This window comes from Streptomyces sp. NPDC016851, assembly GCF_055562795.1.
In genome coordinates, this window is sequence record NZ_JBVHEP010000008.1 from 133,442 (window position 1) to 160,156 (window position 26,715).

Annotated in this window: 23 protein-coding genes; 9 read left to right on the forward strand and 14 right to left on the reverse strand. The window is 72.2% G+C overall.

Annotated features, from left to right (window positions below):
• Positions 1-104 precede the first annotated feature (104 nt).
• Positions 105-3,200, reverse strand: a complete 3,096-nt coding sequence (locus ACZ3I3_RS15150; protein WP_467365192.1) for a glycoside hydrolase family 2 TIM barrel-domain containing protein — start codon at positions 3,198-3,200, stop codon at positions 105-107.
• A 258-nt stretch (positions 3,201-3,458) separates the two neighbouring features.
• Here ACZ3I3_RS15150 and ACZ3I3_RS15155 point away from each other — a divergent pair, with 258 nt between their 5' ends.
• Both ACZ3I3_RS15155 and ACZ3I3_RS15160 read left to right on the forward strand, forming a co-directional pair.
• Positions 3,459-5,855 carry a SpoIIE family protein phosphatase gene (locus ACZ3I3_RS15155; protein ID WP_467365194.1) on the forward strand — a complete coding sequence of 799 codons (2,397 nt, stop codon included), beginning with the start codon at positions 3,459-3,461 and terminating at the stop codon, positions 5,853-5,855.
• A gap of 117 nt (positions 5,856-5,972) precedes the next feature.
• The gene (locus tag ACZ3I3_RS15160; protein WP_467365196.1) at positions 5,973-7,199 is read left to right on the forward strand and encodes an arsenic transporter; all 1,227 of its coding nucleotides are present in this window, start codon (positions 5,973-5,975) and stop codon (positions 7,197-7,199) included.
• A gap of 12 nt (positions 7,200-7,211) precedes the next feature.
• On the opposite strand, the gene ACZ3I3_RS15165 is transcribed toward ACZ3I3_RS15160, so the two are convergent.
• Positions 7,212-9,338 carry a ricin-type beta-trefoil lectin domain protein gene (locus tag ACZ3I3_RS15165; protein WP_467365198.1) on the reverse strand — a complete coding sequence of 709 codons (2,127 nt, stop codon included), beginning with the start codon at positions 9,336-9,338 and terminating at the stop codon, positions 7,212-7,214.
• A gap of 382 nt (positions 9,339-9,720) precedes the next feature.
• On the reverse strand, positions 9,721-10,692 hold the full coding sequence (locus ACZ3I3_RS15170) for a helix-turn-helix domain-containing protein (protein WP_467365199.1): 972 nt from the start codon (positions 10,690-10,692) through the stop codon (positions 9,721-9,723).
• Positions 10,693-10,755: 63 nt separating this feature from the next.
• Here ACZ3I3_RS15170 and ACZ3I3_RS15175 point away from each other — a divergent pair, with 63 nt between their 5' ends.
• On the forward strand, positions 10,756-11,595 hold the full coding sequence (locus tag ACZ3I3_RS15175) for a phytanoyl-CoA dioxygenase family protein (protein ID WP_467365201.1): 840 nt from the start codon (positions 10,756-10,758) through the stop codon (positions 11,593-11,595).
• 63 nt (positions 11,596-11,658) lie between these two features.
• Here the strand turns inward: ACZ3I3_RS15175 and ACZ3I3_RS15180 are convergent, their stop codons facing one another.
• The gene (locus ACZ3I3_RS15180) at positions 11,659-12,627 is read right to left on the reverse strand and encodes an aldo/keto reductase (protein WP_467365203.1); all 969 of its coding nucleotides are present in this window, start codon (positions 12,625-12,627) and stop codon (positions 11,659-11,661) included.
• 126 nt (positions 12,628-12,753) lie between these two features.
• Between ACZ3I3_RS15180 and ACZ3I3_RS15185 the strand changes: the two genes are divergently transcribed.
• Positions 12,754-13,725, forward strand: a complete 972-nt coding sequence (locus tag ACZ3I3_RS15185; RefSeq protein WP_467365205.1) for a hypothetical protein — start codon at positions 12,754-12,756, stop codon at positions 13,723-13,725.
• An 11-nt stretch (positions 13,726-13,736) separates the two neighbouring features.
• On the opposite strand, the gene ACZ3I3_RS15190 is transcribed toward ACZ3I3_RS15185, so the two are convergent.
• Genes ACZ3I3_RS15190 through ACZ3I3_RS15200 form a run of 3 tightly spaced genes read right to left on the reverse strand, consistent with a single transcriptional unit; the run spans position 13,737 to position 15,720 of the window.
• Positions 13,737-14,273, reverse strand: coding sequence for a flavoprotein (locus tag ACZ3I3_RS15190; RefSeq protein WP_467365206.1), 537 nt, complete (start codon positions 14,271-14,273; stop codon positions 13,737-13,739).
• Positions 14,274-14,309: 36 nt separating this feature from the next.
• Positions 14,310-14,510 carry a ferredoxin gene (locus ACZ3I3_RS15195; RefSeq protein WP_356929129.1) on the reverse strand — a complete coding sequence of 67 codons (201 nt, stop codon included), beginning with the start codon at positions 14,508-14,510 and terminating at the stop codon, positions 14,310-14,312.
• Positions 14,511-14,523: 13 nt separating this feature from the next.
• On the reverse strand, positions 14,524-15,720 hold the full coding sequence (locus tag ACZ3I3_RS15200; protein WP_467365209.1) for a cytochrome P450: 1,197 nt from the start codon (positions 15,718-15,720) through the stop codon (positions 14,524-14,526).
• Between the two features lie 350 nt (positions 15,721-16,070).
• Between ACZ3I3_RS15200 and ACZ3I3_RS15205 the strand changes: the two genes are divergently transcribed.
• Both ACZ3I3_RS15205 and ACZ3I3_RS15210 read left to right on the forward strand, forming a co-directional pair.
• A complete protein-coding gene (locus tag ACZ3I3_RS15205) occupies positions 16,071-16,703 on the forward strand; it encodes a LysE family transporter (RefSeq protein ID WP_467365211.1) in 633 nt (210 codons plus the stop codon).
• A 103-nt stretch (positions 16,704-16,806) separates the two neighbouring features.
• On the forward strand, positions 16,807-17,256 hold the full coding sequence (locus ACZ3I3_RS15210; protein ID WP_467365213.1) for a nitroreductase family deazaflavin-dependent oxidoreductase: 450 nt from the start codon (positions 16,807-16,809) through the stop codon (positions 17,254-17,256).
• Between the two features lie 925 nt (positions 17,257-18,181).
• Here ACZ3I3_RS15210 and ACZ3I3_RS15215 read toward each other — a convergent pair.
• Positions 18,182-19,102: a cation diffusion facilitator family transporter gene (locus ACZ3I3_RS15215; RefSeq protein ID WP_467365215.1), complete on the reverse strand. Its 921-nt coding sequence runs from the start codon at positions 19,100-19,102 to the stop codon at positions 18,182-18,184.
• Between the two features lie 160 nt (positions 19,103-19,262).
• Between ACZ3I3_RS15215 and ACZ3I3_RS15220 the strand changes: the two genes are divergently transcribed.
• Both ACZ3I3_RS15220 and ACZ3I3_RS15225 read left to right on the forward strand, forming a co-directional pair.
• A complete protein-coding gene (locus ACZ3I3_RS15220; RefSeq protein WP_467365217.1) occupies positions 19,263-20,288 on the forward strand; it encodes a glutathione S-transferase family protein in 1,026 nt (341 codons plus the stop codon).
• Between the two features lie 38 nt (positions 20,289-20,326).
• Positions 20,327-20,623: a DUF4235 domain-containing protein gene (locus ACZ3I3_RS15225; protein ID WP_020274281.1), complete on the forward strand. Its 297-nt coding sequence runs from the start codon at positions 20,327-20,329 to the stop codon at positions 20,621-20,623.
• A gap of 133 nt (positions 20,624-20,756) precedes the next feature.
• Here ACZ3I3_RS15225 and ACZ3I3_RS15230 read toward each other — a convergent pair whose 3' ends face one another.
• A complete protein-coding gene (locus tag ACZ3I3_RS15230) occupies positions 20,757-21,149 on the reverse strand; it encodes a VOC family protein (protein ID WP_150484577.1) in 393 nt (130 codons plus the stop codon).
• 79 nt (positions 21,150-21,228) lie between these two features.
• Positions 21,229-21,693 carry a pyridoxamine 5'-phosphate oxidase family protein gene (locus tag ACZ3I3_RS15235; RefSeq protein ID WP_467365220.1) on the reverse strand — a complete coding sequence of 155 codons (465 nt, stop codon included), beginning with the start codon at positions 21,691-21,693 and terminating at the stop codon, positions 21,229-21,231.
• 794 nt (positions 21,694-22,487) lie between these two features.
• Here ACZ3I3_RS15235 and ACZ3I3_RS15240 point away from each other — a divergent pair.
• Positions 22,488-23,996, forward strand: coding sequence for a hypothetical protein (locus ACZ3I3_RS15240; RefSeq protein ID WP_467365222.1), 1,509 nt, complete (start codon positions 22,488-22,490; stop codon positions 23,994-23,996).
• A gap of 106 nt (positions 23,997-24,102) precedes the next feature.
• Here ACZ3I3_RS15240 and ACZ3I3_RS15245 read toward each other — a convergent pair whose 3' ends face one another.
• The 4 genes from ACZ3I3_RS15245 to ACZ3I3_RS15260 are packed head-to-tail and all read right to left on the reverse strand — an operon-like array spanning position 24,103 to position 26,714.
• Complete coding sequence (locus ACZ3I3_RS15245; protein ID WP_467365224.1) at positions 24,103-25,353, reverse strand: cytochrome P450; 1,251 nt, start codon at positions 25,351-25,353, stop codon at positions 24,103-24,105.
• Entirely contained in the window at positions 25,350-25,955 is a 606-nt protein-coding gene (locus tag ACZ3I3_RS15250) for a GTP-binding protein (protein WP_356037460.1), read from the reverse strand. The genes ACZ3I3_RS15245 and ACZ3I3_RS15250 overlap by 4 nt, the downstream gene beginning before the upstream one ends.
• Positions 25,936-26,307, reverse strand: a complete 372-nt coding sequence (locus ACZ3I3_RS15255) for a DUF742 domain-containing protein (protein WP_467365227.1) — start codon at positions 26,305-26,307, stop codon at positions 25,936-25,938. The genes ACZ3I3_RS15250 and ACZ3I3_RS15255 overlap by 20 nt, the downstream gene beginning before the upstream one ends.
• Positions 26,304-26,714: a roadblock/LC7 domain-containing protein gene (locus ACZ3I3_RS15260; RefSeq protein WP_003994857.1), complete on the reverse strand. Its 411-nt coding sequence runs from the start codon at positions 26,712-26,714 to the stop codon at positions 26,304-26,306. Before ACZ3I3_RS15260 ends, ACZ3I3_RS15255 begins: the two co-directional genes overlap by 4 nt.
• Position 26,715: the final 1 nt, after the last annotated feature.

Sequence of the window (26,715 nt, forward strand, 5' to 3'; positions counted from 1 at the left end):
CCAGATGTGGATGCCCGCCATGGTTGTTGCTGATGTGACGCCCCGTCAACGGTCCGGACGGGAATGGCTGTTCGCCGCCCGTCCGGACCGTGGTGACCGAGAGGTCAGGCGGCCGGGGTCTCCAGCCTGCTGATGCGGAGGGCGCCCCGGGCCTCGTCGGGGTGGCGGCTCGTCATCGTGAGCCGGATCCGGGAGCCGCGGACGGCCTTGAAGGTGATCACGGTGGGGGCGTCGGAGGCGGTGGCCCAGTCGATCGCCGTGTCCCGCACGGCCCGCCACGCCCGGCCGTCCCACACCGCCACCTCGATCGTCGCGGGCAGGCTGTGCGTGGCGTCGACGGTGAAGGAGACGTCCACCCGGTCGAAGCCGCGGGTGCGTCCGTGGTCGACCGTGACCCAGTCCTCGGTGCGGGCGCCGTCGAAGGCGGGCAGCAGGGCCGTCGCCTGCTTGTAGAAGCCGTTGGACCAGCCGGTGGCCGGGTCGCCGTCGAGCATGGCGGCGGGCAGGGTGTCCGGGCGGCCGGAGTAACTGGCGTCCGCCTGGGGGTGGTCGACGGGCGCGGGGTGCTCCGGCCGGAAGGCGGGCGGGGTGGTCTCGGCCCGGTCCGCCGCCCGGGTGGCGCGTACGGTCGTCGTGCCGGTGCGCAGGCCGTCGGCGCGGGCGGTCACCTTCACCGTGCCCGCCTTCGTGCCGGAGCGGACGATGGCGAGGGCCTTGCCGTGGAAGGCGGTGCGGGTGCTCGCCTGGTAGCGCTCGGCGCTCTCCTGGCGGCCGTTGTCGAGCCCGGCGAGCGAGCCGCCCGCCACCTCGAAGGAGAGCAGGTGCTCCGCGTCCGGCACCACCACACCGCGCCGGTCGACCACCTCGGCGGTCACGAAGACCAGCGAACGCCCGTCGGCGGCAACGGAGTTGCGGTCCGGTGTCAGGCGTATCGCGTGCGGGGCGCCGGCGGTGCGCAGCACGTCGGTGGCGACCACCTTGCCGTCCCGCCGCGCGACGGCCTTCAACTGTCCCGGCCGGTAGGGCACCTTCCAGGTCAGGTGCAGCTTGCCGGCGCTGCCGTTCGGGCTGGTGTAGCTGCCGGGATACGGGCCGTCGGTGAAGGTCTTGTCGTCGCCGGTCGCCTCGGTCGTCTCCAGGTAGGTGCGGCCGTCGACGGTCTTCTTGGTGTCGAACCGCCGTACGCCCAGGGACTTTCCGTTGAGGAACAGCTCGACGGTGTCGACGTTCGAGTACGCCCACACCTCGACCGTGTCGCCCTCGGCGTGGTTCCAGGTCATCGGCAGCAGGTGGACCATCGGCTCCTCGGTCCACTGGCTCTGGAAGAGGTAGTACATGTCCTTGGGGAAGCCCGCGGTGTCGACGGCGCCGAAGAAGGACGCCTTGACCGGGAAGACGTCGTAGGGCGTGGGCTCGCCGATGTAGTCGATGCCCGACCACAGGAACTGCCCGGTGAACCACTTGCGGTCCCGGTCCTTCTTGTGGCCGTACTCGCCGCTCATGGTCCAGGAGGCGAGGTTGTTGTCGTAGGAGGAGGTCCCGCGCCTCCCGGGGGTGTAGTTCTCGCCGGTGTTGAGGTGTTCGGGCTCCTGGTACTCGCCCCGGGTCGAGGTCTCCGAGGAGGACTCGGACTCGAAGAGGAAGAGGTGCGGGTAGGCCGCGTGCAGTTGGTCCACCGACTTGGCGGTGTTGTAGTTGAGGCCGAGGCCGTCCAGCTTGGCCAGCATCAGGTCGGCCGCGGAGCCCTTGGCGGGGAGGCGGCGGTACTTGTCGGAGCCGATGACCAGCGGGCGGGTGTCGTCGGCGGCCCTGATCGCGGCGATGATCCGGTCGGCCATGGCGAGACCGGCGGTGGAGGTGGAGTCGGGGACCTCGTTGCCGATGGACCACATCAGCACGGCGGGCGAGTTGCGGGCCGCCAGCACCATCTCGGTGGCGTCCTTCTCGCACCACTCGTCGAAGAACCGGCCGTAGTCGTACCGGTTCTTGCCCGTGCGCCAGCAGTCGAACGCCTCCACCAGCATGACGATGCCCAGCTCCTCGCAGACCTGGATCACCTCGGGCGCGGGCGGGTTGTGGGAGGTCCGCAGGGCGTTGACGCCCATGGACAGCATGATCTCCATCTGGCGGCGGACGGCATCGATGCTGACCGCGGCGCCGAGCGCGCCCAGATCGTGGTGGAGGTCGACGCCCTTGAGCTTGTGGTGGGTGCCGTTGAGGAAGAAGCCCTCGTCCGGGTCGAAGCGGAAGGTGCGGAAGCCGAAGACCGTGCGGTAGGTGTCGGTGGTCCTGCCGCCGACGCGCAGCTCGGTGTGCAGGGTGTAGCGGTGCGGGGCCGCGATGTCCCACAGCTGAGGGCGCCGGACCGTGAGCTCGTGGGTCTCGGTCCTGGCGTCGGTGACGGCAGCTGTGGAGGAGGTACGGGCGACCGTCCTGCCCTTGGGGTCGACGATCCGGGAGACGACCTCCACGTCGGCGCCCGCGCCCGACGCGTTGACGACCGAGGTGTCGACGCGGACGACGGCCCGTTCGGCGGAGATCTCGGGTGTGGTGACGCGGGTACCCCAGCGGGCCACGTGCACCGGCTCGGTGATCACCAGGCGGGCCTCGCGGTAGATGCCGCTGCCCGAGTACCAGCGGCTGCTGGGGAGCCGGTTCTGGACCTTGACCGCGAGCACGTTCTCGGTGGTGCCGTCGGTGTGCACCAGGTCGGTGAGGTCGAGCGCGAAGCCGGTGTAGCCGTAGGGGTGGCGGCCGGCCTCCTTGCCGTTGCAGTGGACGGTGGAGTCCATGTAGACGCCGTCGAACTCCACCGAGATCCGCTTGCCGGCGAGGGCGGGCGGCAGGGTGAAGGCGAGGCGGTACCAGCCGAGACCGCCGGGGAGGAAGCCGGTGCCGCTGGTGGTGCCATGCTCGGTGGTGGGGGCCCGCTCGATGCTCCAGTCGTGCGGGACGGCGACCTCACGCCACTGCGAGTCGTCGTAGCCGGGCAGGGCCGCGTCGGCATAGGCGCCGGTCGGGTCGGTGATCCCGCCCGGGTTGACCAGCGCGAAGCGCCAGCCGTCGCGCAGCGCGACGGTACGGCGACCGGACGCCCCGCGCGCCGCGTCGGCGGCCCACGCCTCCGGAGCACCCAGCAGTGTTCCGGCCGCGGGCGCGGCGGCGGAGGCGAGCAGGACCGATCTGCGCGTGACCGACATGGCGGCTTCTCCCTCATGAAGACCCAGAAGTACTCACAACTGATCGTGAACAAACAGATTCTGTCGAGGTGTCACACCGGGCCGTCAAGGGTGCGGCAGCGCTGTTCTGCCCCAGAGGCCACATCGGCCGGAATTGCGCCTTCACCGTGCTCGGCCGGGCGGCACAGGGGTTACCGGGTCACGTCGGGCACCCACGGTCTAGTCTGGAACTCAAGCGACCTCCCTGATCACTGTGAGTGTCCGTATGGAGTGGCGACGATGAGCCCGGACGAGTCGATCGACGATGCCGTGGCCGCCCGTGCCGTCATCGCCGCCGACGGCACGCTCACCGAGTGGAGCGAGGGCGCCCACCGCCTCCTGGGCCACACGGCCGCCGAGGTCCTCGGCCGCCCGGCCGCCGAACTGCTGGCCGACGGAGCGGCACCGCCGCCCGTGCCGACCGACGCACGCTGGAACGGGGTGCTCACGCTGCGTCACCGCGATGGGCACGCGGTGACCGCGTGGGTGCTCGCCCACCGCAGACCGCCGGACGGCCCGGAGGCGACCGAGTGGCTCGCCGTCTCCCCTCCTCAGGCCCCCGGCCCGGAGCCGACGGACGATCCGCTGGTGCGGGCGGCCCTCACGCAGTCGCCCTGCGCCACGATGATCTTCGACGAAGGGCTGCGGCTGCGCGGTGTCAACGACGCCATGGCGGACCTCCTCGGACTGCCCGCCGACCAGCTGCGCGGCCTGCGGCCCACCGAAGTCGGCAGCCGGCCGCAGAACACGGAACTCGAAGAGAATCTGCGCCGCGTGCTGAGCACCGGCCGGCGGCAGGACATGCAGACGTACATGAAGGCCAGCGGCGAGAGCCGGGGTGCGCACGCCTGGCTGGCCCGGCTCGCACCGCTCACCGACGACTCGGGCCGGGTGCGGGGCGTGTGCGTGACGGCCCACGACTTCAGCGACCAGTACCGGTCACGGGAGCGGCTCCAGCTGGTCAACGAGGCGAGCGTGCGCATCGGCACCACCCTCGACGTCACCCGTACGGCCCAGGAGCTGGCGGACGTGTGCGTGCCGGCGCTCGCCGACTTCGTCAGCGTCGACCTGCTCGACGTACGCGACAACGGCGGCGAGTCCGCCGGCCCGCCGACCCCTCCGAAACCGCCGGTGAGCCTGCGCCGGGCCGCCCACCAGTCGGTCAACTCGGGCAGCCCCGAGGCCGTGGCCAAGCCCGGGCAGGTGGACGTCTATCCGGAGAACTCCCCGCAGGCCGCTTCGCTCCTCGCGGGGCGCACGGTCGTGGCGTCCGGAACGGACGGCGGCGACCTCGAGAAGTGGCTGGCCTGGGACCCGGTCCGGTTCCGGCGGATCCGCGAGTACGGCATCCACTCGACGATGTCCGTGCCGCTCCAGGCCAGGGGCTCGACCCTCGGGGTCGCGGTCTTCACCCGCTTCCGGCGCCCCGAGCCCTTCACCGACGACGACGTGCTGCTGGCCGAGGAGGTCACGGCCCGCGCCGCCGTCTGCATCGACAACGCCCGCCGTTACTCCCGCGAGCGCGAGACGACGCTCACCCTGCAACGCAGCCTGCTGCCCCGCAAGCTGCCGCACACGGCCGCCGTGGAGGCGGCCTCCCGCTATCTGCCCGCCACCCGCTCCGGCGTGGGCGGCGACTGGTTCGACGTGATCCCGCTGTCCGGGATGCGCGTCGCGATGGTCGTCGGCGACGTCGTCGGGCACGGCATCCAGGCCTCGGCCACCATGGGCCGGCTGCGCACCGCCGTCCGCACCCTCGCCGACATCGACCTGGCCCCCGACGAGCTGCTCACCCACCTCGACGACCTGGTGGTCCGGCTGTCCCAGGAGTCCGGTGTCGACGCCGGCACCGGGGAGGTGGGCGCGACCTGCCTGTACGCCGTGTACGACCCCGTGTCGCGGCGCTGCACCCTGGCCCGGGCCGGGCACCCGCAGCCCATGCTGGTGCCGCCGGACGGCCCGGCCCGGCAGCTCGATCTGCCCTCCGGTCCCCCGCTCGGTGTCGGGGGGCTGCCGTTCGAGAGCGCCGAGGTGGAGCTGCGGGAGGGCAGCGTCCTGGCGTTCCACACGGACGGGCTGGTCGCGAGCCGCGAGCGGGACGTCGACGCGAGCCACCGGATGCTGCGCGAGGCGCTGTCGGCTCCTTCCGACTCCCTGGACGAGATCTGCGACCGCGTGCTGCACTCCCTGCTCCCGCCGAGCGGCTCCGCCGACGACGTGGCCCTGCTGCTGGCCCGCACCCGGGGGCTGCCGTCCTCCCAGGTGGCGACCTGGGACATCCCCGCCGATCCGGCGCTGGTGGCCCCCATCCGCAAGCAGGTCGTCGACCAGCTCGACCGCTGGGGGCTGACCGAGGCCACGTTCACCGGGGAACTGGTGGTGAGCGAGCTGGTCACCAACGCCATCCGCTACGGCGCCCAGCCCATCCGGCTGCGGCTGATCCACGACGCGTCCACGCTGATCTGCGAAGTGTCCGACACCAACCACACGGCGCCGCACCTGCGCCGTGCCAAGACCTGGGACGAGGGGGGCCGCGGCCTGCTCCTGGTCGCCCAGCTCACCCAGCGCTGGGGCAGCAGGCACACCGCCGAGGGCAAGACGATCTGGGCGGAGCTGGCCCTGCTCGACGAGCTGTGACAGCGCACTTCCCGGTCTAGTAGTTCTCTTACCAACCCTTGGTTTCATGGGCGGGCACGCTGTGATCACGCCCCGGAGGACTCCGCCCTGAACGCCCCGCTCGCCGAAGTCCTGTCCGTGGCGCTGCTGACCTCCGTGCTGGTCTGGGCGGTGCTCCGTCCGCGGGGGCTGCCCGAGGCCGTGCTGGCCGTTCCGGCCGCCGGGCTCGCGGTCGCCGTCGGAGTGATCTCGCCGGGCCACGCGTGGGAGGAGATCCAGCGGCTGGGGCCCGTGGTCGGCTTCCTCGCGGCCGTGCTGGTGCTCGCGCACTTCTGCGACGTCGAGGGGCTGTTCACGGCCTGCGGGGCGTGGATGGCCCGCTGGGCGGCGGGGCGTCCCGCGCGGCTGCTGACCGCGGTGTTCGCGCTGGCCTCCGTCATCACGGCCGTGCTCAGTCTGGACGCCACCGTCGTCCTGCTGACCCCGGTGGTGCTCGCCACCGCCACCCGGATGGGCGTCCGGGCCCGGCCGCACCTCTACGCGTGCGCCCATCTGTCGAACACCGCCTCGCTGCTGCTGCCGGTCTCCAACCTGACCAACCTGCTGGCCTTCACGGCGAGCGGGCTGAGCTTCACCCGGTTCGCGGCGCTGATGGCGCTGCCCTGGCTGGTGGCGATCGGCGCGGAGTACCTGGTGTTCCGGCGCTTCTTCGACGAGGAGCTGACCGCCCCTCTCCCTTCGCCCGACGCCGAGCGGCCCTCCGAGCCGCCCCTGTTCGCCCTGGTCACCGTGGGCTGCACGCTGGCCGGGTTCGTCGTGGCCTCCGCGCTCGGGATCGCACCGGCCTGGGCCGCCCTGGCCGGGGCGCTCGTGCTGGCCGTACGGGCGCTGCTGCGGCGACAGGCCACCCCGCTGACCGTGGTGCGGTCCGCGGCCCCGGCGTTCCTGGCGTTCGTGCTCGCCCTCGGCGTCGTGGTGCGGGCGGTCGTCGACCACGGGCTCGCCGACGCGCTCCACCGGGTGCTGCCCGCCGGCTCGGGCCTGCTCACGCTGCTGGGCACGGCCGCACTGGCCGCCGTCCTGGCGAACATCGTCAACAACCTGCCCGCGGTCCTGGTGCTGCTGCCGCTGACCGCGGAGGCCGGTCCCGGTGCCGTGCTGGCGGTGCTGCTCGGCGTGAACATCGGCCCCAACCTGACCTACGCCGGATCGCTGGCGACCCTGCTGTGGCGGCGGATCGTGCAGCAGCACGGACACCGGGTCGAGGTCGGGGAGTTCACCCGGCTCGGGCTGCTCGCGGTACCGGCCGCGCTGGTTCCGGCCGTGGTGGCGCTGTGGCTGTCGCTGCGCGTCGTCGGGAGCTGAGCGCGCACCCGGTCAGCGGCGGCCGCCTCCGTAACCGCCGTAGCCATAACCGCCGTACCCGTAACCGGGGTAGCCATAGCCGGGGTAGCCGTAGCCGGGATAGCCGTCCTGACCGTCCCCGTCACAGGGATAACCGTCGTGGTGGCAGTCCGAGTCGGTGGGGGCCGGGCCGGTCGGTGTCGGCCGCTGTGCCGGCGGGGTGGCGGACGGAGTCGGGGTCGGGGTCGCCGTGGGCGTCTTCGAGGACGTGGGGGTGGGTGTCGGGGTGGGGCGCGGCGCGGGGGCGGCGGCGTGCCAGTTGACGGCCTCCATCTGGAGGTCCGCCTTGGAGGTGTCGATCGCCCACCGCTGATCCTCGTCGTCCGCCCGGGTCTTGAGGACCAGGGCTCCCGAGCCGTCGGTCGCGGCCGGGGCCAGGGCGAGGTCCTGGTTCCAGCGGGGCACCAGGGCGCCCTGGAGGGTGAAGTCGTAGCGGACGTTCCGGGCGTCCGGCCGGGACGCTCCCGCGCAGGGGGCCAGCCGCACCGAGTAGCCGAGGTGCGAGTCCAGGCACAGGTCCGGGGCGGCGCCGTTGCGCAGCAGGCCGTCGGTCTCGTACGTCCACTGCTGGGCGGCGGCCGAGGAGCAGGTGGTGAGTTCGGCCTCCGCGTCCTCGACGGCCTTGTCGTCCTCGATGCCGACGCACAGTCCCGAGTCCACGTTGTGCAGCCGGCCGCGCAGGGCACCCTTCTCGGCGTCGCCCGACCCGATCCAGGACCGGTCGCCCGTCGGCTCTCCCGCACCCGAGCCGGGCGTCTCCGAGGGCCGTCCCGCACCGGCCTGCTGGGGGCCCTCGCCGGAGCCGCCCAGGGACCACAGGACCAGCGGGATGACGACCAGGCCGCTGACGGTCAGGATGCTCACGGAGACGTTGCGGCGGCGGGCGGAACGGCGGGCCGCCTTGTGGGCGGATCTGCGCGCCGCGGCGCGGGGGCCTGCCGCACGCCGGCCGGGACGGGAACCCGCGGCACGCCGGCCGGGAGTGGTTCCAGCGGCCGGCGGGGCGTCGGGCGGGGGCGGGAAGCCGTCGTGGGCGTGAGCACGCGCCGCGTCCCCCGCCGCGGCGGCGGCCGGCGCGGCCGGCGTGCCGACCGGGTCGGTGAACGACTCCCCCGCCATGCCCGCGAGGACGACGGGGTCGGGGAAGGCTTCACCGCCGGCCACACCTGCGGGGAGTCCGGTCCCCGCGACAGCCGTCTCAGCGCCGGTCCGCGGGGCGTCCGTCCGCGTGCCGGGCCCCGGGGCGTCCGTCACATCGCTCTCCGCGACGCCGCTCGGTCTGCCCTCCGCGTACGCCAGGCCGCCCCAGCCGAGCACCGCCTCCGCCAGGGCGGGACCGAGCCCGTGGTTGAACCGGCCGAGCTGGTCCGCGGCGGCGGCGCAGTGCCCGCAGCCCTGGATATGCGCGCGTAGATCCGGGTCGATGCCGTGGCCGCCACGCCGGTACGTCACGTCGAGCAGGCGGAGATAGCGCCGGCACTCCTCGTCGGGCGCGAGTTCGCGGTGCAGTTGGAGGCTCTCCTCGCGCAACCGGTCACGGGCCCGGTCCAGTTCGACGCCTGCGCCCTCCTCGTCCAGGCCGAGCAGCCCGGCGGGGACGGCGAGCGGTTCGGCCTCGACCTCGACGTGCCACAGCAGACAGCGCGCCGACTGGGGCAGCCGCTGGAAGGCGCCGGACAGCAGGCGCCGGTGCTGCTGCGGCAGCAGCCGGGCGGCCACCCGCTCCCCCTCGCCGGCCCCGGACAGCAGTTCCGGGTGGAGCATGTCGCGTCTGTGGTCGGAGGCCCACTCGGCGGCGATACGCCGCACGGTGACGAGCAGATGGGGCCGCCATGCGGAGGTGGGGCCGGTCTGGCGCAGGGTCTCGCCGAAGAGTCGGGTGAAGGCTGCGGTCGTGAGTATCCCGGCGGAACGCGGCCCGTCGGTGCACAGCCGTGCGTAGGCGGAGGCCGCCTCCCAGTGCCGGTCCAGCAGTTCGCCGACGGGGTGAAGTGCGGGGGTCGCCCCGGTCCACTTCCTGAGCTCGGCGCTCAGTTGCTCGTCCGTCGCGCCGATCCTGTGGGCCGGACCCGGAGAATTCGGCGGGCCTGCGTCGTTCACGGCTGCATTCCTCTCAAGGACATGCGGAATAAAGTCCATACCAAGGGGTATGTCGGCCCGGTGGCCTCGCGCATGCGAAGAAAGGCGTGTTGTCCGGACGCCGACAAGGCACACCTTTGCACAGGTCATCGACAGGGAACAAGTGATCTCACGGTTTCGTGCATTGCGTACGCGGCCAGGGGCTTTTGACAAAACGTCAATGTGCGGTGCGAAAGGGATTTCCGCACTGTCCGTTCTGTTTTTTTCCGGCGCGTTTTCGCCCGGCTCCGGACGTCGCCCCAAAACCATTGGACTGCCGCCCGCACAGCAGCTCACACCCTCGGACCTTCCCGGAACAGCTCTTTCGGGGGCTCCTCCCGGAACCAATGACGACACCTCCGGCTCAGCCGCGCGGACCGCCGTGAGCGGCGTTCCGGTACGCCCCGGGAGATGTTCCGTAGCGCTCGCGGAAGACGCGGTTGAAGTGGAACGGGCTGGCGAAACCCGAGGCCGCGGCGACGCGTTCCACGGGCAGGTCGGTGCCCTCGAGCAGGCGGGCGGCGTGACGCAGCCGCGCCTCGCGCAGGGCGCGCATGGGCGGCCGGCCGAGCTGGCGGCTGAACAGATGGGCGAAGCGGGACGGCGACAGGGAGACCTGCCCGGCCAGCGAGCGGACGGTGTGCGGGGCGCCCGGGTCGGCGTCGATCAGCTCCTGGGCCCGTTGGATCCGCGCGTCGAGGCCGGGACGGGGTGCCGCCGGCCGGGCGTCGGCGGTGGTGAGGAGGACGATCTCCTCCAGGGCGCACAGGGCCAGTTCGCGGGCGGCGCCGCCGTGCGCGACGGCGATCTGACCGTCCGGGGTCGCGGTGTCGTCTGCGGCATCCTCCGAGGCCACCGCCTCGGAGGATGGTGTCCCGGCCCAGGCCCCGGGTCGGCGGGCGTCGGCGTGCATCCGCCGGAACGCCGCCTCGACACGGCCGTGCACTCCGGCCGGCGTGGACGTGACCACGTAGACCCCGTCACCGGCCTCGTACGGCCGCAGCCACACGGCCCACGACGGGCGGGCCTGGCAGTGTGCCCACCAGAACCGCCAGCGCCGGGCGCCGGGCTCGACCGCGTAGCGGTGCGGGGCACCCGGGGCGAGCACCACCAGGTGGCCCGCGCCGGCCGAGGTCTCCACCCCGCCCTGCCGGAGCAGCCCGCGGCCTCCCGTGGTCCAGGTGAACAGCCAACTCGTGGATCCGCCCGGCCGGTTGACGCCGTAGCCGGGCGGCTGGTCGAAGTGGCCGAGCACGACCAGGCCGGGCGGCGGTGCGGGGTCTCCGTCGGGCCCGTGCTCAGCAGTGCCGGGCAATCCGTCAGCACGCACGGGCATCCTCCTCGACGGCTCGGTCGCCTAGCGTGTCGTGCCGGGGACCACTGACCGAGGAGTGCGCTCATGACAGTCACGGGCAACGGCGCCGCCGGCGCTCCCATCCTGGACCCTGCCGCGCTCAGGCGGTACCGGGAGGGTTTCGAGGAGGACGGTTTCACGGTCGTGCGCGGGCTCTTCGGGGCCGACGAGACCGAGCGGCTGTGCGGCGAGTTCACGGCGCTGCGTGCGGCCGGACCGGTTCCCGGGCACTTCGAGCCGCGCGCGTCGGGGCCGGGCGCCGATCCGCTGCACGTCTGGCCGCGGGTGATGCACCCGCACGAGATCAACGAGCTCGCTCGCGACGTCCTGCTGGACGCCCGGCTGCGGACGGTGCTGGAGGTGCTGCTCGGGGAGGAGGTCCTGGCCGCGCAGAGCATGTTCTACTTCAAGCCGCCGGGGGCCCGGGGGCAGGCGCTGCACCAGGACAACTTCTATCTGCGGGTGGAGCCGGGCACGTGTGTGGCGGCGTGGCTGGCCTGCGAGGTGATCGACCGGGAGAACGGCGGGCTGGAGGTCGTGCCGGGCACGCACCGGATGGACGTGTTCTGCCCGGAGGAGGCGGACGCGGGGGTGTCCTTCGCGCGGGAGTACGTTCCGCCGCCGCCCGGTCTGGCGCCCGTGCCCGTGGACATGTCTCCGGGAGATGTTCTGTTCTTCAACGGCAGCCTGGTGCACGGGTCGCAGCCGAACCGTTCGGGTGATCGGTTCCGGCGGTCGTTCATCGGGCACTATGTGGGGCGGTCGGCGGAGCGGATCGGGGGGTTCTACCGGACGCTGACGATGAACGGGGCGCGGGTGGTGCTCCCGGAGAGCGAGGGGGCGGGGCCCTGCGGGACGGAGTTCGCGCCGCGGGGGCCCCACTAGTCGTTCGTCTGCGGGTTTGGTGTGGCTGGTCGCGCCGTTCCCCGCGCCCCTATGGGGGCGCTTTTAGTGACCGGCGATCGGATGCGGTGTGTAGGGCCGCTCAAGTTCTTCGAGTTCCTTGTCGCTGAGCTGGAGTTCCACCGCCGCCACCGCGTCCTCCAGGTGCCCGGGCTTCGACGCTCCCACGATCGGGGCCGTCACCGTGTCCTGGTGGAGGAGCCAGGCGAGCGCTACCTGGGCGCGGGGCACGCCGCGCTCCCCGGCGATGCGGGTGACCGCCTCGACGATGGTGCGGTCGCCCTCCTGGTACAGGTTGCTGCCGAAGGTGTCGGTGGCGCTGCGCTCGGTCGTGGTGTCCCAGTCGCGGGTGAGACGGCCGCGGGCGAGCGGGCTCCAGGGCAGCACGCCGACGCCCTGGTCCGCGCACAGGGGCAGCATCTCGCGCTCCTCCTCGCGGTAGAGGAGGTTGTAGTGGTTCTGCATGGAGACGAAGCGGGTCCAGCCGTTCAGCCGGGCGGTGTACTGGGCCTTGGAGAACTGCCAGGCGTACATCGAACTCGCCCCGATGTAGCGGACCTTGCCCGCCTTGACGACGTCGTGCAGGGCCTCCATCGTCTCCTCGACGGGGGTGTGCGGGTCGAAGCGGTGGATCTGGTAGAGGTCGACGTGGTCGGTGCCGAGGCGGGTGAGGCTCTGGTCGAGCTCGCTGATGATGGCCTTGCGGGACAGTCCGCCGCCGTTGGGCCCGGGCCGCATCCGGCCGTGCACCTTCGTGGCGAGCACGATCTCGTCGCGGCGGGCGAAGTCGCGCAGGGCCCGGCCGACGATCTCCTCGCTGGTGCCGTCGGAGTAGACGTTGGCCGTGTCGAAGAAGTTGATTCCCGCCTCGACCGCCTGCCGGATCAGCGGGCGCGAGGCCTCCTCGTCGAGGGTCCACTCGTGCCGGCCCCGGTCCGGCAGGCCGTAGGTCATGCACCCCAGACAGATCCGCGAGACGTCCAGGCCCGTCGAACCGAGCTTCACGTACTGCATCGTTGCTGCTCCTGTCTTCGGGAGGTGTTCCAGGGGGAGCGTACGTGCTCGTGTGCGCTCCAAGCCGTCGCGTGCCGCACCGGCTGACGGGCCGTCATCGTTGCTGCCCCCAGGTGACCGACCGGCGTGGGACCGGCCGGCGCGCGGGCCGCTGCCGCATCCTCGGCGCAGGTGACCGGCGCCCGGCCGGTCGGGTGCGTACGGGAGGACCCGGTGGCGGCACGACGGAGGACGCTCAGGATCCTGACCGGGGCTGCCGCGGCGTCCCTCGCTCTCGCCTCGGCCGCGTGGAGCCGGCCGGTCCCGCCGCGGCCCGAGGCCCGGGTCGAAGCGGCGCAGGCGGCGGAGGCGGCCGGGCCCGCGACGCTGTGCGCACCGGCGGGAGTCCTGCGCGGCCCGGACGGTGAGCGGGCCGCCGTCAGCCTGTGCGCGGGCAGCGGCACGCCGGTGACGGCGGTCTCGGCGCCCGCGACCTGCCGCCGCCCCGGGACGTCCGTCCGGTTCGCGTGCCTCACCTCCGGCACCTGGACGGCCAGGCGCGGAGGCGCGACGGTCGCCTCCGGGACCCTGCCCGGTTCCCAGCCGTATCCCGGCCCGGGGACGTACGACGTCACCGCCACCGTGCACGTCCGCTCCGCGCCGGCCGGTGTGGAGCTGCGCGGGACGGTGCGGGCGACGCTCACGCTGAGCGCGCCGAAGCCGAAGCCCACGCACCGCGTCGAGGTCGACCGGCGCGCCCTGCGCCCCGGCACCACGACGACGCTGACGTACCGCGTGTACCGCGACAGCGAACAGGGCGACGGCAGTGCGCGCTTCGGGCTGATCGGCGAGGAGACGACGGGGGTACGGATCAGCACGGCGGACGCCCGGTGTGTCAACCCGCTCATCGGCAGCCATCCGTCGAAGGCGCGGCTGACGCACTCCGTGGACTGCGCGCTCACCGACCTCCAGCCGGGGCGTGCGGCGACCGTGCGGGTGCGGGTGACGCTGGCGGCGGCCTGCTCGACGGTCGTTTCGAAGCTGGGTTACTGGATGCCGCGCGGGCAGGCGCTGTACACCGGCGGCATGGTGGAGGGACCCACGCTCGGCTGCGGCTGACCGGCCGGCCGTCAGCCGCGTTCGACCAGGTCCAGCACCCGTTCCCAGCCGAACTCCGGCCGCCCGCCGTCCTCGCCGGGTTCTCCGGTGTACGGCTGCCCGAACCGCACACCCATTCCCCGCAGCCGTTCGAGACTGTCCCGGTAGGCGGGGTGGGAGGCCAGCGCGTCGGCCACGCACGGCAGGACGGCGACCGGCACGCCGAGCCCCGCGGCCTCGCACAGGGTGCCCAGGGCGAGGGTGTCGGCGATGCCGGCCGCCCACTTGTTGACGGTGTTGAAGGTGGCGGGCGCGACGACCACGGCGTCGGGTGCCGGGAACGGGCGCGGCTCGCCCGGGGTGCGCCAGGCGGACCGGATCGGGCGGCCCGTCTGCGCCTCGACGGCCGCGGTGTCGAAGAAGCCGTTCATGGCGACGGGCGTCGCGATGACACCGACCTCCCAGTCGCGCTCCTGCGCGGCGGTGATCAGTTTGCTGACGTCCGCGGCGATACCGGCGGCGCAGACGACGACGTAGAGGAAGGGCTTCCGGGCGGACTGTTCGGTCATCCCGGAAACCCTAGTGACTCCGCGTGCGGCCGGGCTTCAGCTCACTTTCTCCGAGACGGTGATGGCGCTCACCGGGCAGGCCCGGGCCGCCTCCCGCACCAGGGGGCTGCCGCCGCCGTCCTCCTGGCCGGGGAGCAGTGCGCTGTAGCCGTCGTCGTCCTGGGTGAACACGTCCGGGGCGGTCAGGGCGCACTGGCCCGCGCCGATGCAGACGTCCTTGTCGATGTCGATGTGCATGTCCGGAAGCCTCTTACCAGGTCACGGGGAGTTCCAGCATCCCCTGGATCGTGTCGCCCGGTTTGAAGGGGATCTCCTCGGCCGGGGCGGCCAGCCGCAGCGCGGGCAGCCGGTCGAAGAGGGTGTACAGGGCGATCTCGAGCTCGGCGCGGGCGAGGTTCTGGCCGAGGCACTGGTGGATGCCGAAGCCGAAGGCGACGTGATGCCGGGCCGGGCGGCTCCAGTCGAGCGTGTCCGGCTCGGCGTAGACCGTCTCGTCGCGGTTGATCACGGAGGTGGCGAAGACCACGCCGTCACCCTTGCGGATCGTCGTCCCGGCCACCTCGATGTCCTCGACGGCCAGGCGCAGCAGGCCGTCGGCGATCGACAGCATCCGCATCAGCTCCTCGACGGCGGCCGGCAGCAGCCGCGGGTCGGCGCGCAGTTCGGCCAGCCGTTCGGGGTGCTGGAGCAGGGTGAAGGTGCCCAGCGAGATCATGTTGGCGGTCGTCTCGTGGCCCGCGACCAGCAGGATGAGCGCCAGGGCGATCAGGCCCTCGCGGTCGAGCTCGCCCTCCCGCAGCTGCCGCTGGACCAGGTCGTCGAGCAGGCCGGTGCCGGGGTCCCGCTGCTTGCGGTCGATCAGCTCGCCGAAGTACGCCTCCAGCCGGTCGCGGGCGTCCTCCACGTCCGAGGTCTCCGGGCCGCGCAGCAGCCGTCGTGACTGGGCCTCGAAGAAGTCGTGGTCGGCGTACGGGACACCGAGCAGGGCGCAGATGACCATGGACGGCACGGGCAGCGCGAAGGTGCTCACCAGGTCCGCTGGCGGGCCCTGGGCGATCATCGCGTTGAGCCGTTCGTCCACGATCTGCTGGATCCGTGGCCGGAGTTCGACGGCCCGTTTGAGGGTGAAGTCGCCGACGACCATCCGCCGCTGGGCGCGGTGCTCGGGGTCGTCGACGCCGAGCAAGGCAGTTCTGCGGTTCGTGATCCCGGCGAATCGCCGGGTCGGGGCGGGGAAGCCGGGACGGCTGCGGTTGGAGGACAGCCTCGGGTCGGCCAGCAGCGCGCGGGCGGTCGCGTGCCCGCTGACCAGCCACGCCTCACGGCCGTCGAAGAGGGTGATGCGGGTCAGGGGGCGCTCGTCGCGCAGCGAGTCGTAGGCGGCGGGCGGCTGGTAGGGGCAGGTCCGGCTCTGGGGGAAGGCGACGGGTGCGGTCGTTTCCGTCATGAAGACCTCGCAGACGAAGTGTGCGTCGTGCCGATCTTCATTAGATGCCCCAGGCACCTATGGAGCGACGCGAAGTTCGGCCAGATCGGTGGCGGCGACAACATGGCCGAGGAACGCCGTCTTCCAGTTCGAACGCCGGGCGTCCAGGGCCGGGTTGCGGGAGCCGGTCCCCTGCCGGAAGCGGCGGTGCGCCGGTGCCGTCGAGAAAACCGGTTGTCGGCGGAGCGGGGCAGGCCCCAGGATCCAGCCATGTCTGACTTCGCCGTCCTGCTGCCGCCGTCCACCGCCGCTCCTGCCGCACGCCGACAGCAGCGGTCCGGCCGCCGTGGAGGGCCGACGCCGCCGCGGTCATGACGGGCGCGCTCGTCGCGGGGCTGCTCGCCGGGTACGGCATTGCCGTCCCCGTCGGCGCCGTCGGGACGTACCTCGTCTCCCTCACCGCCCGTACGTCCCTGCGCACCGGTGTCTGCGCCGCGCTCGGCGTCGCCACCGCCGACGGGCTGTACGCCCTCGCGGCCACCCTCGGAGGCGCGGCCCTGGCCGACGCGCTGCGGCCGGTGCTCGGGCCGCTGCGGTGGGTCTGTGTCCTGGTGCTGCTCGCGCTGGCGGGGTGGGGCGCGGTCACGGCCGTGCGCGAACACCGCGGCCACCGGCTCGCCACACGGACGGCGCCCGCTCCCCCGGGGCCCGCCCGGGCCTACCTGGGGCTGCTCGGCGTCACCCTCCTGAACCCCACGACCGTGATCTACTTCGCGGCACTCGTGCTCGGCTCCCGGGCCGCGGGCCCGTCCGGCGCTCCGGAGCAGGGCGTCTTCGTGCTCGCCGCCTTCGCCGCCTCGGCGAGCTGGCAGGTGCTGCTCGCCGGGGGCGGAGCCCTGCTGGGGCGGGCGCTGACCGGTCGCCGGGGCCGGCTGGTGACGGCGCTGGCGGCGAGCGGGGTGATGACGGTCCTGGCCGTGCGGACGGCGGTGGCGCCGGGGTGAGACGCGCGGCCGGCCCGGATGTGCCGTTGTGCGGATGATTCGCGGGCGTACCGGTGTTGATGCCGATGCCGGTCAACCGTGACACGACGATGGGACGGATGCCATGCCTCTCCAGGGCGAGTACGAACCCAGCCCGACGCAGTGGGTGCGCACGCAGGTGGAGCTGTACGAGAGCTCCGGCGGCACGCAGGGCACGACTCTCCAGGGCTCGAAGATGCCGGTGGTCATCCTCACCTCACGGGGTGCCAGGAGCGGCAAGCTGCGCAAGACACCGGTGATGCGGGTGGAGCACGAGGGGCGTTACGCCGCGGTCGCCTCCCTCGGCGGCTCGCCGAAGCACCCGGTCTGGTACTTCAACATCAAGGCCGATCCGCACGTGGAGCTCCAGGACGGTCCGGAGAAGCAGGACATGGTCGCCCGTGAGGTCACGGGCCAGGAGAAGGCCGGGTGGTGGGAGCGCGCCGTCGCGGCGTATCCGCCCTACGCCGACTACCAGAAGAAGACGGACCGGGAGATACCGGTGTTCGTGCTGGAGCCGGCCGACGGCGGGTGACGCGGCAGGCCTTCGGCACCCCCGGGCGGCCGTGCGAGCAGGGCGAGGACGGGCCCCTGGACGGACCGGCAGTGGCGGCCGGCCGTCCAGGGGCCCTGTTTCCGGCCGCCGGGGGCGAAGCGGCCATCGCCCGTCCGTCGGGGCACGGCAGGCGGCCCGTCCGGCGGGCACGAAACGCCACCCGACCGTTGGGCCATGGATCGTCGCCCCCGTCCGGCGGCACGAACGCCACCCGACCGATGGGCCACGGACGGCCGCCCAACCGACGGAACACGGAAGGCCGCCCGACCGACGGGACACAGAACGCCACGCGGCCAGCCGGCACGAAACGCCACCCAACCGACGGGCCACGGACAGCCGCCCAACCGACGGAACACGGAAGGCCGCCCGACCGACGGGACACAGAACGCCACGCGGCCAGCCGGCACGAAACGCCACCCAACCGAGCGGCCACGCACGGCCGCCCGACCGACGGAACACGGAAGGCCGCCCGACCGACGGGACACAGAACGCCACGCGGCCAGCCGGCACGAAACGCCACCCGACCGAGCGGCCACGCACGGCCGCCCGACCGACGGAACACGAAAGGTCCCCCGACCGACGGGACACGGATCGTCGCCCGGCCAGCGGGCACGAAACGCCACCCACCCGGCGGGGCACAGTGCGTCGCCCACCCGGCGGGGCACAGGGCGTAGCCCGACCGGCGGGGCACAGGGCGTAGCCCGACCGGCGGCGGGCAGGGGCGGCGCCCCGTCCGCCCGGCATGCGGGGCGCCGGGCACGCCCCCGTCGGTGCTCCCTCGAACCCACCCGGAACGGGCGACCCCGCGGAGCGGGTCCGGGAAGCCGACCGCCCTGTCCGGGGCGGTCGGCGAAAAACTTCTCCGAGGGCGTGCATGAACCGTCGGCGACGGGGCACGCGAGGGTCAGGCCCCGCCGCGTTCCCCCGTCGCGGCGGGGCTTTCCGCTGCCTCCCGCGCGCGATGGTCCGTGACGTCGAGGAAGATCTGGTCGGCCTCGGGGACCGTCCGGGCGATGGAGCGCTTGATGCGGACGGCGACGTCCTCGACGTGCTCGCTCTCCAGGCCGGGCACGAGGTCGACGCGGGCGGCGACGAGGGCCGTGTCGAGGCCCGTCTTCATGGTGAACAGCGCCTCCACGCTGTCGATCTCGGGCTGTGCCCGCAGCAACTCCCGGATCCTCCCGCTCGACTCCCGGTCGGCGGCCTCGCCGATCAGCTGGTCGCGGGCGTCCCGGCCCAGCCGGTAGGCGACGTAGACCAGCAGCGCGCCGATCGCCAGGGAGGCCGACGCCTCCCACACCACCTGGCCCGTGACCATGTGCAGCGCCATACCGGTGATGGCGAGCGTGACGCCGAGCACCGCCGTGCCGTCCTCGGCGACGACCGTGCGCAGGGCGGGGTCGCGCAGCCCGGCGCCCGTGCCGCCCTGCCGGCGCACCTGGTACAGCGCCCGCAGCAAAGAGGCGCCCTCCGCGAGGAGGGCGATACCGAGCACGATCAGTCCGGCCACATAGCCGCCGGTGTCCTCCTCCGCTCCGCCCGCCAGGGCCTCGAAGCCCTGGAAGAAGGAGAAGCAGCCGCCCATGACGAAGATCCCGACGGCCGCGAGGAGCGACCAGAAGAACCGCTCCTTGCCGTAGCCGAAGGGGTGCCGCCGGTCGGCGGGGCGGCGGCTGCGGCGCAGCGCCGCCAGTAAGAACACCTCGTTCAGGCTGTCGGCCACCGAGTGGGCCGCCTCCGACAGCAGGGCCGGCGATCCCGCGGCCAGGCCGCCGACCGCCTTGGCCGCCGCGATCACCAGATTGGCAGCGAGCGCCACCAGCACGGTGACGCGTGTCCTCCGATCAGATCCTTCTGCAGTCACCCACGCCGATTGCCCCGGTCGGCGGTGCTCACACCGTGCCGTCGGCGGAAAAAGGGGAACGCGTTCACCAGGGCACACGCACGACAAGCAGGCCACACGTACGCCGAAGGAGGTCATCCCCATGAGCCGCGACGACGGCGACGACGGCAACAGCGCCTACGGAAGGAGTTCGTTCAAGCGGTCCAGGGCGCATTTCACGGACCGGATCACCGCCGATGGCCGGGACGGCTGGCCGGTGGAGGCCGACCGCTACCGTCTGGTCGTCAGCCGCGCCTGCCCGTGGGCGAGCCGGTCGCTGGTCTCCCGGCGGCTGCTCGGCCTGGAGGACGCGCTGTCCCTGGCCGTCGCCGACCCGATCCAGGACGACCGCAGCTGGCGCTTCACGCTGGACGAGGACGGCCGCGACCCGGTCCTCGGCATCCGCTATCTGAGTGAGGCGTACGACCGCCGGGAGACGGACTACCCCGGTGGTGTCAGCGTGCCGGCGATGGTGGACGTGCCCAGCGGACAGCTGGTCACCAACGACTACCAGCGGCTGACGCTCGACCTCGCGACCGAATGGACGGCCCTGCACCGGCGGGGCGCGCCCGACCTGTACCCGGACAAGCTGCGCGACGAGATCGACGAGGTGATGGCGGACGTCTACCAGGACGTCAACAACGGCGTGTACCGGGCCGGTTTCGCCACCGAGCAGGACGAGTACGAGACCGCCTGCGCGGGCGTGTTCCGGCGGCTGGAGCTGCTCGCGGACCGCCTGGAACGGCAGCGGTACCTCGTCGGCGACACCATTACCGAGGCCGACATCCGGCTGTTCACCACACTGGTCCGCTTCGACGCGGTCTACCACGGCCACTTCAAGTGCAACCGCTGGAAGCTGACGGAGAACCGGGTGCTGTGGGGGTACGTCCGGGACCTCTACCAGACGCCCGGCTTCGGCGACACCGTCGACTTCGACCACATCAAGCGCCACTACTACCAGGTGCACACCGGGATCAACCCGACGCGCATCGTGCCGCTGGGCCCGGACCTGTCCGGCTGGCTGACCCCGCACCACCGCGAGGAGCTGGGCGGCCGGCCGTTCGGGGACGGTACGCCGCCCGGGCCGGTCCGCGCCGAGGAGCGGGTCCCGGCCGCCCACACCCCCTGACCACTTCCGTCCACCCCTCACCGATCAAGGAGATTCACGTGGCCAAGAAGAAGAAGCTGCCCTTCGCCTACCAGCCCCTCGGGTTCGTGCTGGGCTGGTCGAGCGGCTGGCTGGCCGGGCTGGCCTTCCGCAAGACATGGATGGCGATCCGTCACGAGGAGGACGCGCCCGACGCGCTGGACAAGGACCGCGGCTGGGGAGAGATCCTGCTGGCCGCCGCGGTCCAGGGCGCCATCTTCGCCGTGGTGCGCAGCGCCGTGGACCGCGCGGGTGCCAAGGCCATCGAGCGTTCCACCGGCACGTGGCCGGCCGGGGAGAAGGGCGGCCGCGACTGAGCACGACGCGGCCCCGCCCCGCCGGTGCGGCGGGGCGGGGCCGGCCTGTGCGGGGCCGTCGGCCCCTCAGGTGTTGATCGTGCCCGCACGGAGATCGCGGGTGCGCCACCGGCGACCGGCCCGCCACCTCCGGTCAGCCCTGTTTGGGCGCGGTCGGTGGGGTGCGGCGCAGGACGAAGGAGTGGCCTGCCGGGTCGGCGTAGCCCCGCTCCTCCAGAGGGCCCGAGGCGTCCTTGGCCTCCAGGGGGCGGCCGCCGAGGGAGATGACCCGGCGTTCCACCGCGTCCAGGTCGTCCACCACGAACTCCAGGTGGGCCTGGAGGGAGTTCTCGGGGCGGGGCCAGCTGGGCGGTGTCGCGTTGACGTCCCGGCGCAGGGCGACGCGGAAGCCGTCCGCGCCCTTGATCTCCACCCGGTTGGCGGTCGCGTCCGCCTCTTCCCCTTCCAGCAGCTCCTTGTAGAACACGGCGAGCTTCTCGGGCTCGGCACAGTCGAGCACCAGGACACCCGCTTTCACCAGTGCCATGTCTCCTCCGCAGGATTCCGGCCGCGGGGCGGTCGTGCCCCGCGGGCCTGTACCTTGCGGTTATCCCGGTCCGGCCGATTCAGTCGGCCGTCAACCACCGTCCCTCGCACATGAGTTCGCGGCCGTCCAGTTCATCGGCCTCCCGCCAGGCCTGTACCCGCTGCGGCACGACGCGGAAGTAGAGGTACGGCGTGGCCAGCCCGCGGGGGTCGAACCCGGTCTTGGCGGCGAAGAGTTCGGCGTCCTGCTCGGTCAGCTCGCCGGGCTGGACGGTCTCCACGGTGCCCTCCACGAGCACGACGTCACGGGTCGGCCCGATGCCGACGCGGGCCCGGCCCGTCGCGGCCAGATTCCGTCCGGTGGGGCTCGACGCGGGGGTGGCGAACAGCAGGTACGAGCCGTTCCAGAGGAAGGACAGCGGGACGAGGTACGGCGTCCCGGACGTGCCGTCGGCCGTGGCGACCCAGGCGTCCACGTCGTGTTCCAGACGGTGCAGGGTGTCCTTCTTGCGCTGCTCGGCGCTGCGTGCGGGTGCGGACGTCATCTGGGTGCGCCTCCTGGTCGGTCGTCGAACGGACTGTGACCAGTGTGGCGTTCCGCGGCTGCGGAGGCTCGGTGGACGAGCCGGTACCGGGTGAGGGACGAGGGAGTATACGCAGCTCATGCGCTTCGGGCAGTAACGGAGATCACGGCGGGGTCACGGAATGGCTCATTCACGTCGTGGGCAGCCTGGTACCGCTTCTCGGTTCAACTTTCGGACTGCAAAAGCCAGTTCGAGTGTGCGGGCGGTCACGGCACCGTCCGCCGACAGGGGTGGGGGGCCTCTGTGTTCCGTCTCCCGAAAGGAAACGCATGCCTCAGGACGTCCGGTTCGACCTGCCCTTCGGCACCCCGGTCAGCTACCCACACGCCTCGGGCGAAGCAGCGCATCTCGGATCCAGGGGTCGCGCTACGCCTGACGGGCCGCGCGTGCTTCCTGATCAGCCCAGCTGAGGCGGCGATGCAGGCGCTCGCCTCGCGGCAGGAGTGCCGTACAGACGATTCCCGGACACGGCCGGTCAACGACCACGGTCGATCGATTCCGTTGCCAGGACCACAGTTCATTGGGAGACCGGTGTGAAATCTCGAGTCGCAGGTGCTGTTCCGAAGGCGTCCGCCGACAGCTCGATCCCGGCGCAGCCGAGCGCCCAGCTCCACCCCACCGAGGCAGGGGACACCCTGGCCCGCCTCTTGGTGAAACACATCAATGGGAGCACGGAGCAGTACCGAAGGTCCCAGAACGCAGCTCGGGAGCGGCTGAACGCATTCGGCTCCCCCCACTCCAGCACCACGCTGCAGGTGGAGGGAGCCCTCCATCTGGCACGGCCCGCGTTCCTCCCGCCCGACGAGGAGGGCTACGCCAGGTTGAGGCACCTCGACACCAGCCTGCGCATGATCGAAGCAGCCTTCCCCCAGGTCAGCACCGACATCGAGGTCTGCAGACTGGCCTGCACGATGCTGGAAGGGGCCTGGAGGAGCCGGGCGCTCACCCCGCCGCGCGAGGAGGAGCAGACAAGCGTCTGCGCCTGCCCTCTGTGCCGTCGGCTGCCCACGCCCCCCGCACGCACGCTGGACGACTACCGTTGGCGGCAGAGCGCCGGTCGTCCCCTCACCGTCAAGACCTGGCCACACCGCCGGGAACTCGACAGCGTCCTGACCGGTGGATGGTCCTGGACCCGGCAGATGAACGACCTCGAACGAGACCTCGGCCACCGCCACCGCTTCGAGGACGACATCCTCGTCTTCCACGAATACAAACGCGTGATCGACACCATCGACACAACGCGCCTCACCCGGCACGCCGAAGGCCGCCTGGCCGAGAATTTCAGCACCAACAGCGCACGGGCCCTGGTCTCCGGACTCTTCGCAGCCCACAAGCGATCCGTCGACGAGTACTGGCTGCAACAGCACGACGCGGGCAGCGTCATGCTCCCCCAGACCAACCCGCTCAACCAGAGCACCTACTCAGCCCTGCAGATGCTGGACTGCCTGTTCTGGCACGTCGCCCCCGACACCGAACTCTGGCAGGAAGAGAACCTCGCCTCCCTGCTGCTGTGCCGCGTCATCGACGACATGGCCGATGTACGAGCCGATGCCCTCACCGGCGAGATCAGCAACTTCTGGCTCGCCGACATGCCCGTCCACACCAAGGCGCTCTACGCCGCCTGCGCGATAGCCCTCGTCAAGTACGGCTGCATGCCCGAGGCCCACAGCCCGATGTGGAACACCTGGCTGATGACCACCACCATCGTCTGGATGGGGCTCACGGGCCGCCACGCCCTGTGGTTCGACGGCATCACCCAGGGCCTCCCCCCGGCCGAGGAGTGCCCGCTGTGCGACCTGCAGCCCAACCCGTGCACCGGCATCCTCACGCACGGCACCACCCTCACCATCGCCCCGCGGCCCACCGCACCGGCACTGAGCACCCGGGCCGCCGAGCTGTCCGCACGCTGTCGAGCCCAATTCCCCCGGACATGGGCCCTCTTCGACGCCGAGCTCCATGCCTTCGAAGCGCTGCACGGCCCCTGGTACGGCAACACGGACAGCACATGGGAGATCTTGCGCCGCACCTACATCGCCGCCGTGGAGGCATCCAGCGCCGCACCATCGCCGGACCGCGCCCGTCATGTCCAACAAGACGCCGGAGTGGTCGGATCGGAGAGGTTCCACACCCTGCACGACCCTCAGACCGGGAGGGAGGACACCGCACTGCTCGCCTACATGTTCGCCTGTGCCCACCCGCATTTCCTCTGGAACGCCACGGGATACCGTCCCACGGGCGTCGCAGGCGACTGGCTCGACGGCTGACGCCTCAACCCTGTTGACGACCTGCCGGGCGTGTGAGCCACCGCCTGCGCCCACGCAGACCGTTGCCCGGCCGGAAGCCGGCCGGGCAACGGTCTGCCGACGGGGCCTAGACGGTGAACTCGACCGGCAGGCTGTCCAGCCGGGACTCCCACGTGGAGGCGGTCGAGCCGAGTTCTTCCGGCGGTACGGCCAGGCGCAGGTCCGGCAGCCGGTGCAGCAGGACGTCCACGCCGATCTCGATGATGGACTGGCCGATGTTCTGCCCCGGGCACTCGTGCGGTCCGGAGCTGAACGCCAAATGCGACTGGTTGCCCTGCACGGCGACGGCCGAGTCGGGCCGTACCTCCGGGTCGAGGTTGCCGGCGGCCAGGCCCAGGATGAGCAGTTCTCCCTCCTGGACGTGATGGCCTCCGAGCTCCAGGTCGGCGGTTGCGAACCGGCCCGGCAGCACGGACAGCGGCGGGGTGTCCCACATGACCTCTTCCACCGCCGAGGAGATGTTCAGCTCCCCGCTGACCAGACCGGACAGCCGGGCGGAGTCGGTGAGGACCCGTTGCAGGACCCGGGCCAGCAGGTTGCTGGTGGTGGTGTGCGCGGCGATCAGCACCAGGCGCAGATGGCTGACGACCTCGTCGTGGTCGAGGCCGGCCGGGTGCTCCAGCAGGGCCGTGGCGAAGTCGGAGCCCGGCTCGGCCCGCTTGCGCTCGGCGAGTTCCGCGAGGATCTGCATGATCCGGCCGTTGTGCTCGAGGGCGCCCTCACCGCCCTTGAAGACCTCGGCGCAGGACTCGATCAGGCGTTGCGCGTCCGCCGCGGGAAGGCCCAGCATCCTGGTGAGCACGAGCATCGGCAGTTGCTCGGCGTAGTCGGCCACGAGGTCGGCGCGCCCGGCGTCGGCGAACGCGTCGATCTGCTTGTTCGCGAAGTACGTGACGTGCCGCCGGATGCCCCGGGCGGCCGCCGCCTGCAACCCGTCGGTGACGGCGCCGCGCAGCCTGCGGTGCGGTTCGCCGTCCTGGGACACACAGTCGGGGCGCCAGCCGACCATCGGCATGATCGGCGAGGTCTCCTCGATCCGGCCCTCCCGCCAGTCCCGCCAGATCCGCGCGTCCCGGCTGAACTGGCGGGGGTTGTTCAGCACCCGCCGGTTGTCGCGGTAGCCGAGGACCAGCCAGGCGGGCACGTCGCCTTCGAGCAGGACCGGCGCGACGGAGCCGTGTTCCTTGCGCAGCCGCTCGTAGATGCCCCCCGGGTCGGTCGCCGCCTCCGGCCCGTACAGCCGGGTCAGGTCGGTCCCGTGGTGGGCGACGGGGCAGCCCCGCACGGCCTGGGGTCCAGAATCGGTCGAATCGTTCATCGGGGCTCCAAGGCCACGGCCGAGCGTTCCTTCAGGTGGTGGATCAGGGCGACGAGGACGTCCCGGCTGGAGGCCCGGTCGCGGGCGTCGAAGGCCACGACCGGGGTGTGCTCGGGGATGTCCAGGGCGTCCCGGATCTCCTCGGCCGGGTAGTTCCGCGAGTCGGGGAAGACGTTCAGCGCGACGACGAAGGGGACGTCCTGCCGCTCCATCTCCTCGATCGCCCGGAAACTGGATTCCAGACGGCGCGTGTCCACCAGGACGATCGCGCCGAGCGCCCCCTTGAACAGCCCGTTCCACAGGAACCAGAACCGCTCCTGGCCCGGCGTGCCGAACAGGTAGAGCACGAGGCTCTCGTTGATGCCGATCTTGCCGAAGTCCAGGCTGACGGTGGTCTGCGTCTTGTCGGCGACGCCGATGAGGTGGTCGACGTCGACGCTGGCCTGGGTGAGGGTCTCCTCGGTGGTGAGCGGCTTGATGTCGCTGACCGACCGGACCATGGTGGTCTTCCCGGTGCCGAACCCGCCGGCGATCATCACCTTCACCGAGCGGGTGTCCCCGGCCGCCCGCCCTCCGGGTTGGTCAAAGCCTTTCAAGTCCACTGAGTACCTCCTCAAGGAGCGCGAGGTCGGGCCCGCGGCCGGCGTCGTGTGCCGGGATGGGGCCACGGGCTTCGACGCGACCTGCGTCCAGCAGGTCCGACAGCAGCACGGCGAGAATGTTGAAGGGCAGCCCGAGGTGGGCGCCGAGTTCGGCGACCGACAGCGGATCGCGGCAGCGCCGGAGGATCTCCTCGTGCTCGTGCTGCATTCCCGGTAACGGGGCGGCGCGGGAGACGACGAGGGTCGCCACGTCGAGGCTCGACGCCGAACCGCCCGGTCCGCTGCGCCCTCCCGTGAGGACGTAGTAGCGCTCGAGACCGGACGGGTCCGACGGCCTGCGGGGAGCACTCATCCAGAGTGCTCCTCCAGGCGCGGCGTGGTGCCGAGGAGCTCACCCATCCTGCGGGCCAGGTCCCTCATCTGGTGCCCGAGCAGGCCCTGGTCGAGGCCCTCCCTGGCAAGGACACCGAGGTACGTCTCCACACCGGCGCGGACGACGAAGAGGTGCCCGCCGTCGACCTCGATCATCGCGAGGCGCAACTGCCCGGCGTACTTGGGGAACTGTTCGGCGACCGGCTGGGCCAGTGCCTGCAGGCCGGCCACCACGGCGGCGAAGCGGTCGACGTCGTCGGGGTCTTCGGCGCCGTAGGAGGTGATGGCCTTGCCGTCGCTGGAGGCCACGAGGGCGAAACGGATCTCCTGGATGCTCTCGACGAGATCGCGGAGCGCCCAGCTCACATCTGTTCCTTGCTGCGTCATG

Excerpts from the sequence above, each read along its gene's own strand:
- ACZ3I3_RS15150 (WP_467365192.1), bottom strand. The coding sequence starts at position 3,200 with ATGTCGGTCACGCGCAGATCGGTCCTGCTCGCCTCCGCCGCCGCGCCC.
- ACZ3I3_RS15155 (WP_467365194.1), top strand. The coding sequence starts at position 3,459 with ATGAGCCCGGACGAGTCGATCGACGATGCCGTGGCCGCCCGTGCCGTC.
- ACZ3I3_RS15170 (WP_467365199.1), bottom strand. The coding sequence starts at position 10,692 with ATGCCCGTGCGTGCTGACGGATTGCCCGGCACTGCTGAGCACGGGCCC.
- ACZ3I3_RS15175 (WP_467365201.1), top strand. The coding sequence starts at position 10,756 with ATGACAGTCACGGGCAACGGCGCCGCCGGCGCTCCCATCCTGGACCCT.
- ACZ3I3_RS15180 (WP_467365203.1), bottom strand. The coding sequence starts at position 12,627 with ATGCAGTACGTGAAGCTCGGTTCGACGGGCCTGGACGTCTCGCGGATC.
- ACZ3I3_RS15190 (WP_467365206.1), bottom strand. The coding sequence starts at position 14,273 with ATGACCGAACAGTCCGCCCGGAAGCCCTTCCTCTACGTCGTCGTCTGC.
- ACZ3I3_RS15195 (WP_356929129.1), bottom strand. The coding sequence starts at position 14,510 with ATGCACATCGACATCGACAAGGACGTCTGCATCGGCGCGGGCCAGTGC.
- ACZ3I3_RS15200 (WP_467365209.1), bottom strand. The coding sequence starts at position 15,720 with ATGACGGAAACGACCGCACCCGTCGCCTTCCCCCAGAGCCGGACCTGC.
- ACZ3I3_RS15205 (WP_467365211.1), top strand. The coding sequence starts at position 16,071 with ATGACGGGCGCGCTCGTCGCGGGGCTGCTCGCCGGGTACGGCATTGCC.
- ACZ3I3_RS15210 (WP_467365213.1), top strand. The coding sequence starts at position 16,807 with ATGCCTCTCCAGGGCGAGTACGAACCCAGCCCGACGCAGTGGGTGCGC.
- ACZ3I3_RS15220 (WP_467365217.1), top strand. The coding sequence starts at position 19,263 with ATGAGCCGCGACGACGGCGACGACGGCAACAGCGCCTACGGAAGGAGT.
- ACZ3I3_RS15230 (WP_150484577.1), bottom strand. The coding sequence starts at position 21,149 with ATGGCACTGGTGAAAGCGGGTGTCCTGGTGCTCGACTGTGCCGAGCCC.
- ACZ3I3_RS15235 (WP_467365220.1), bottom strand. The coding sequence starts at position 21,693 with ATGACGTCCGCACCCGCACGCAGCGCCGAGCAGCGCAAGAAGGACACC.
- ACZ3I3_RS15245 (WP_467365224.1), bottom strand. The coding sequence starts at position 25,353 with ATGAACGATTCGACCGATTCTGGACCCCAGGCCGTGCGGGGCTGCCCC.
- ACZ3I3_RS15255 (WP_467365227.1), bottom strand. The coding sequence starts at position 26,307 with ATGAGTGCTCCCCGCAGGCCGTCGGACCCGTCCGGTCTCGAGCGCTAC.
- ACZ3I3_RS15260 (WP_003994857.1), bottom strand. The coding sequence starts at position 26,714 with ATGACGCAGCAAGGAACAGATGTGAGCTGGGCGCTCCGCGATCTCGTC.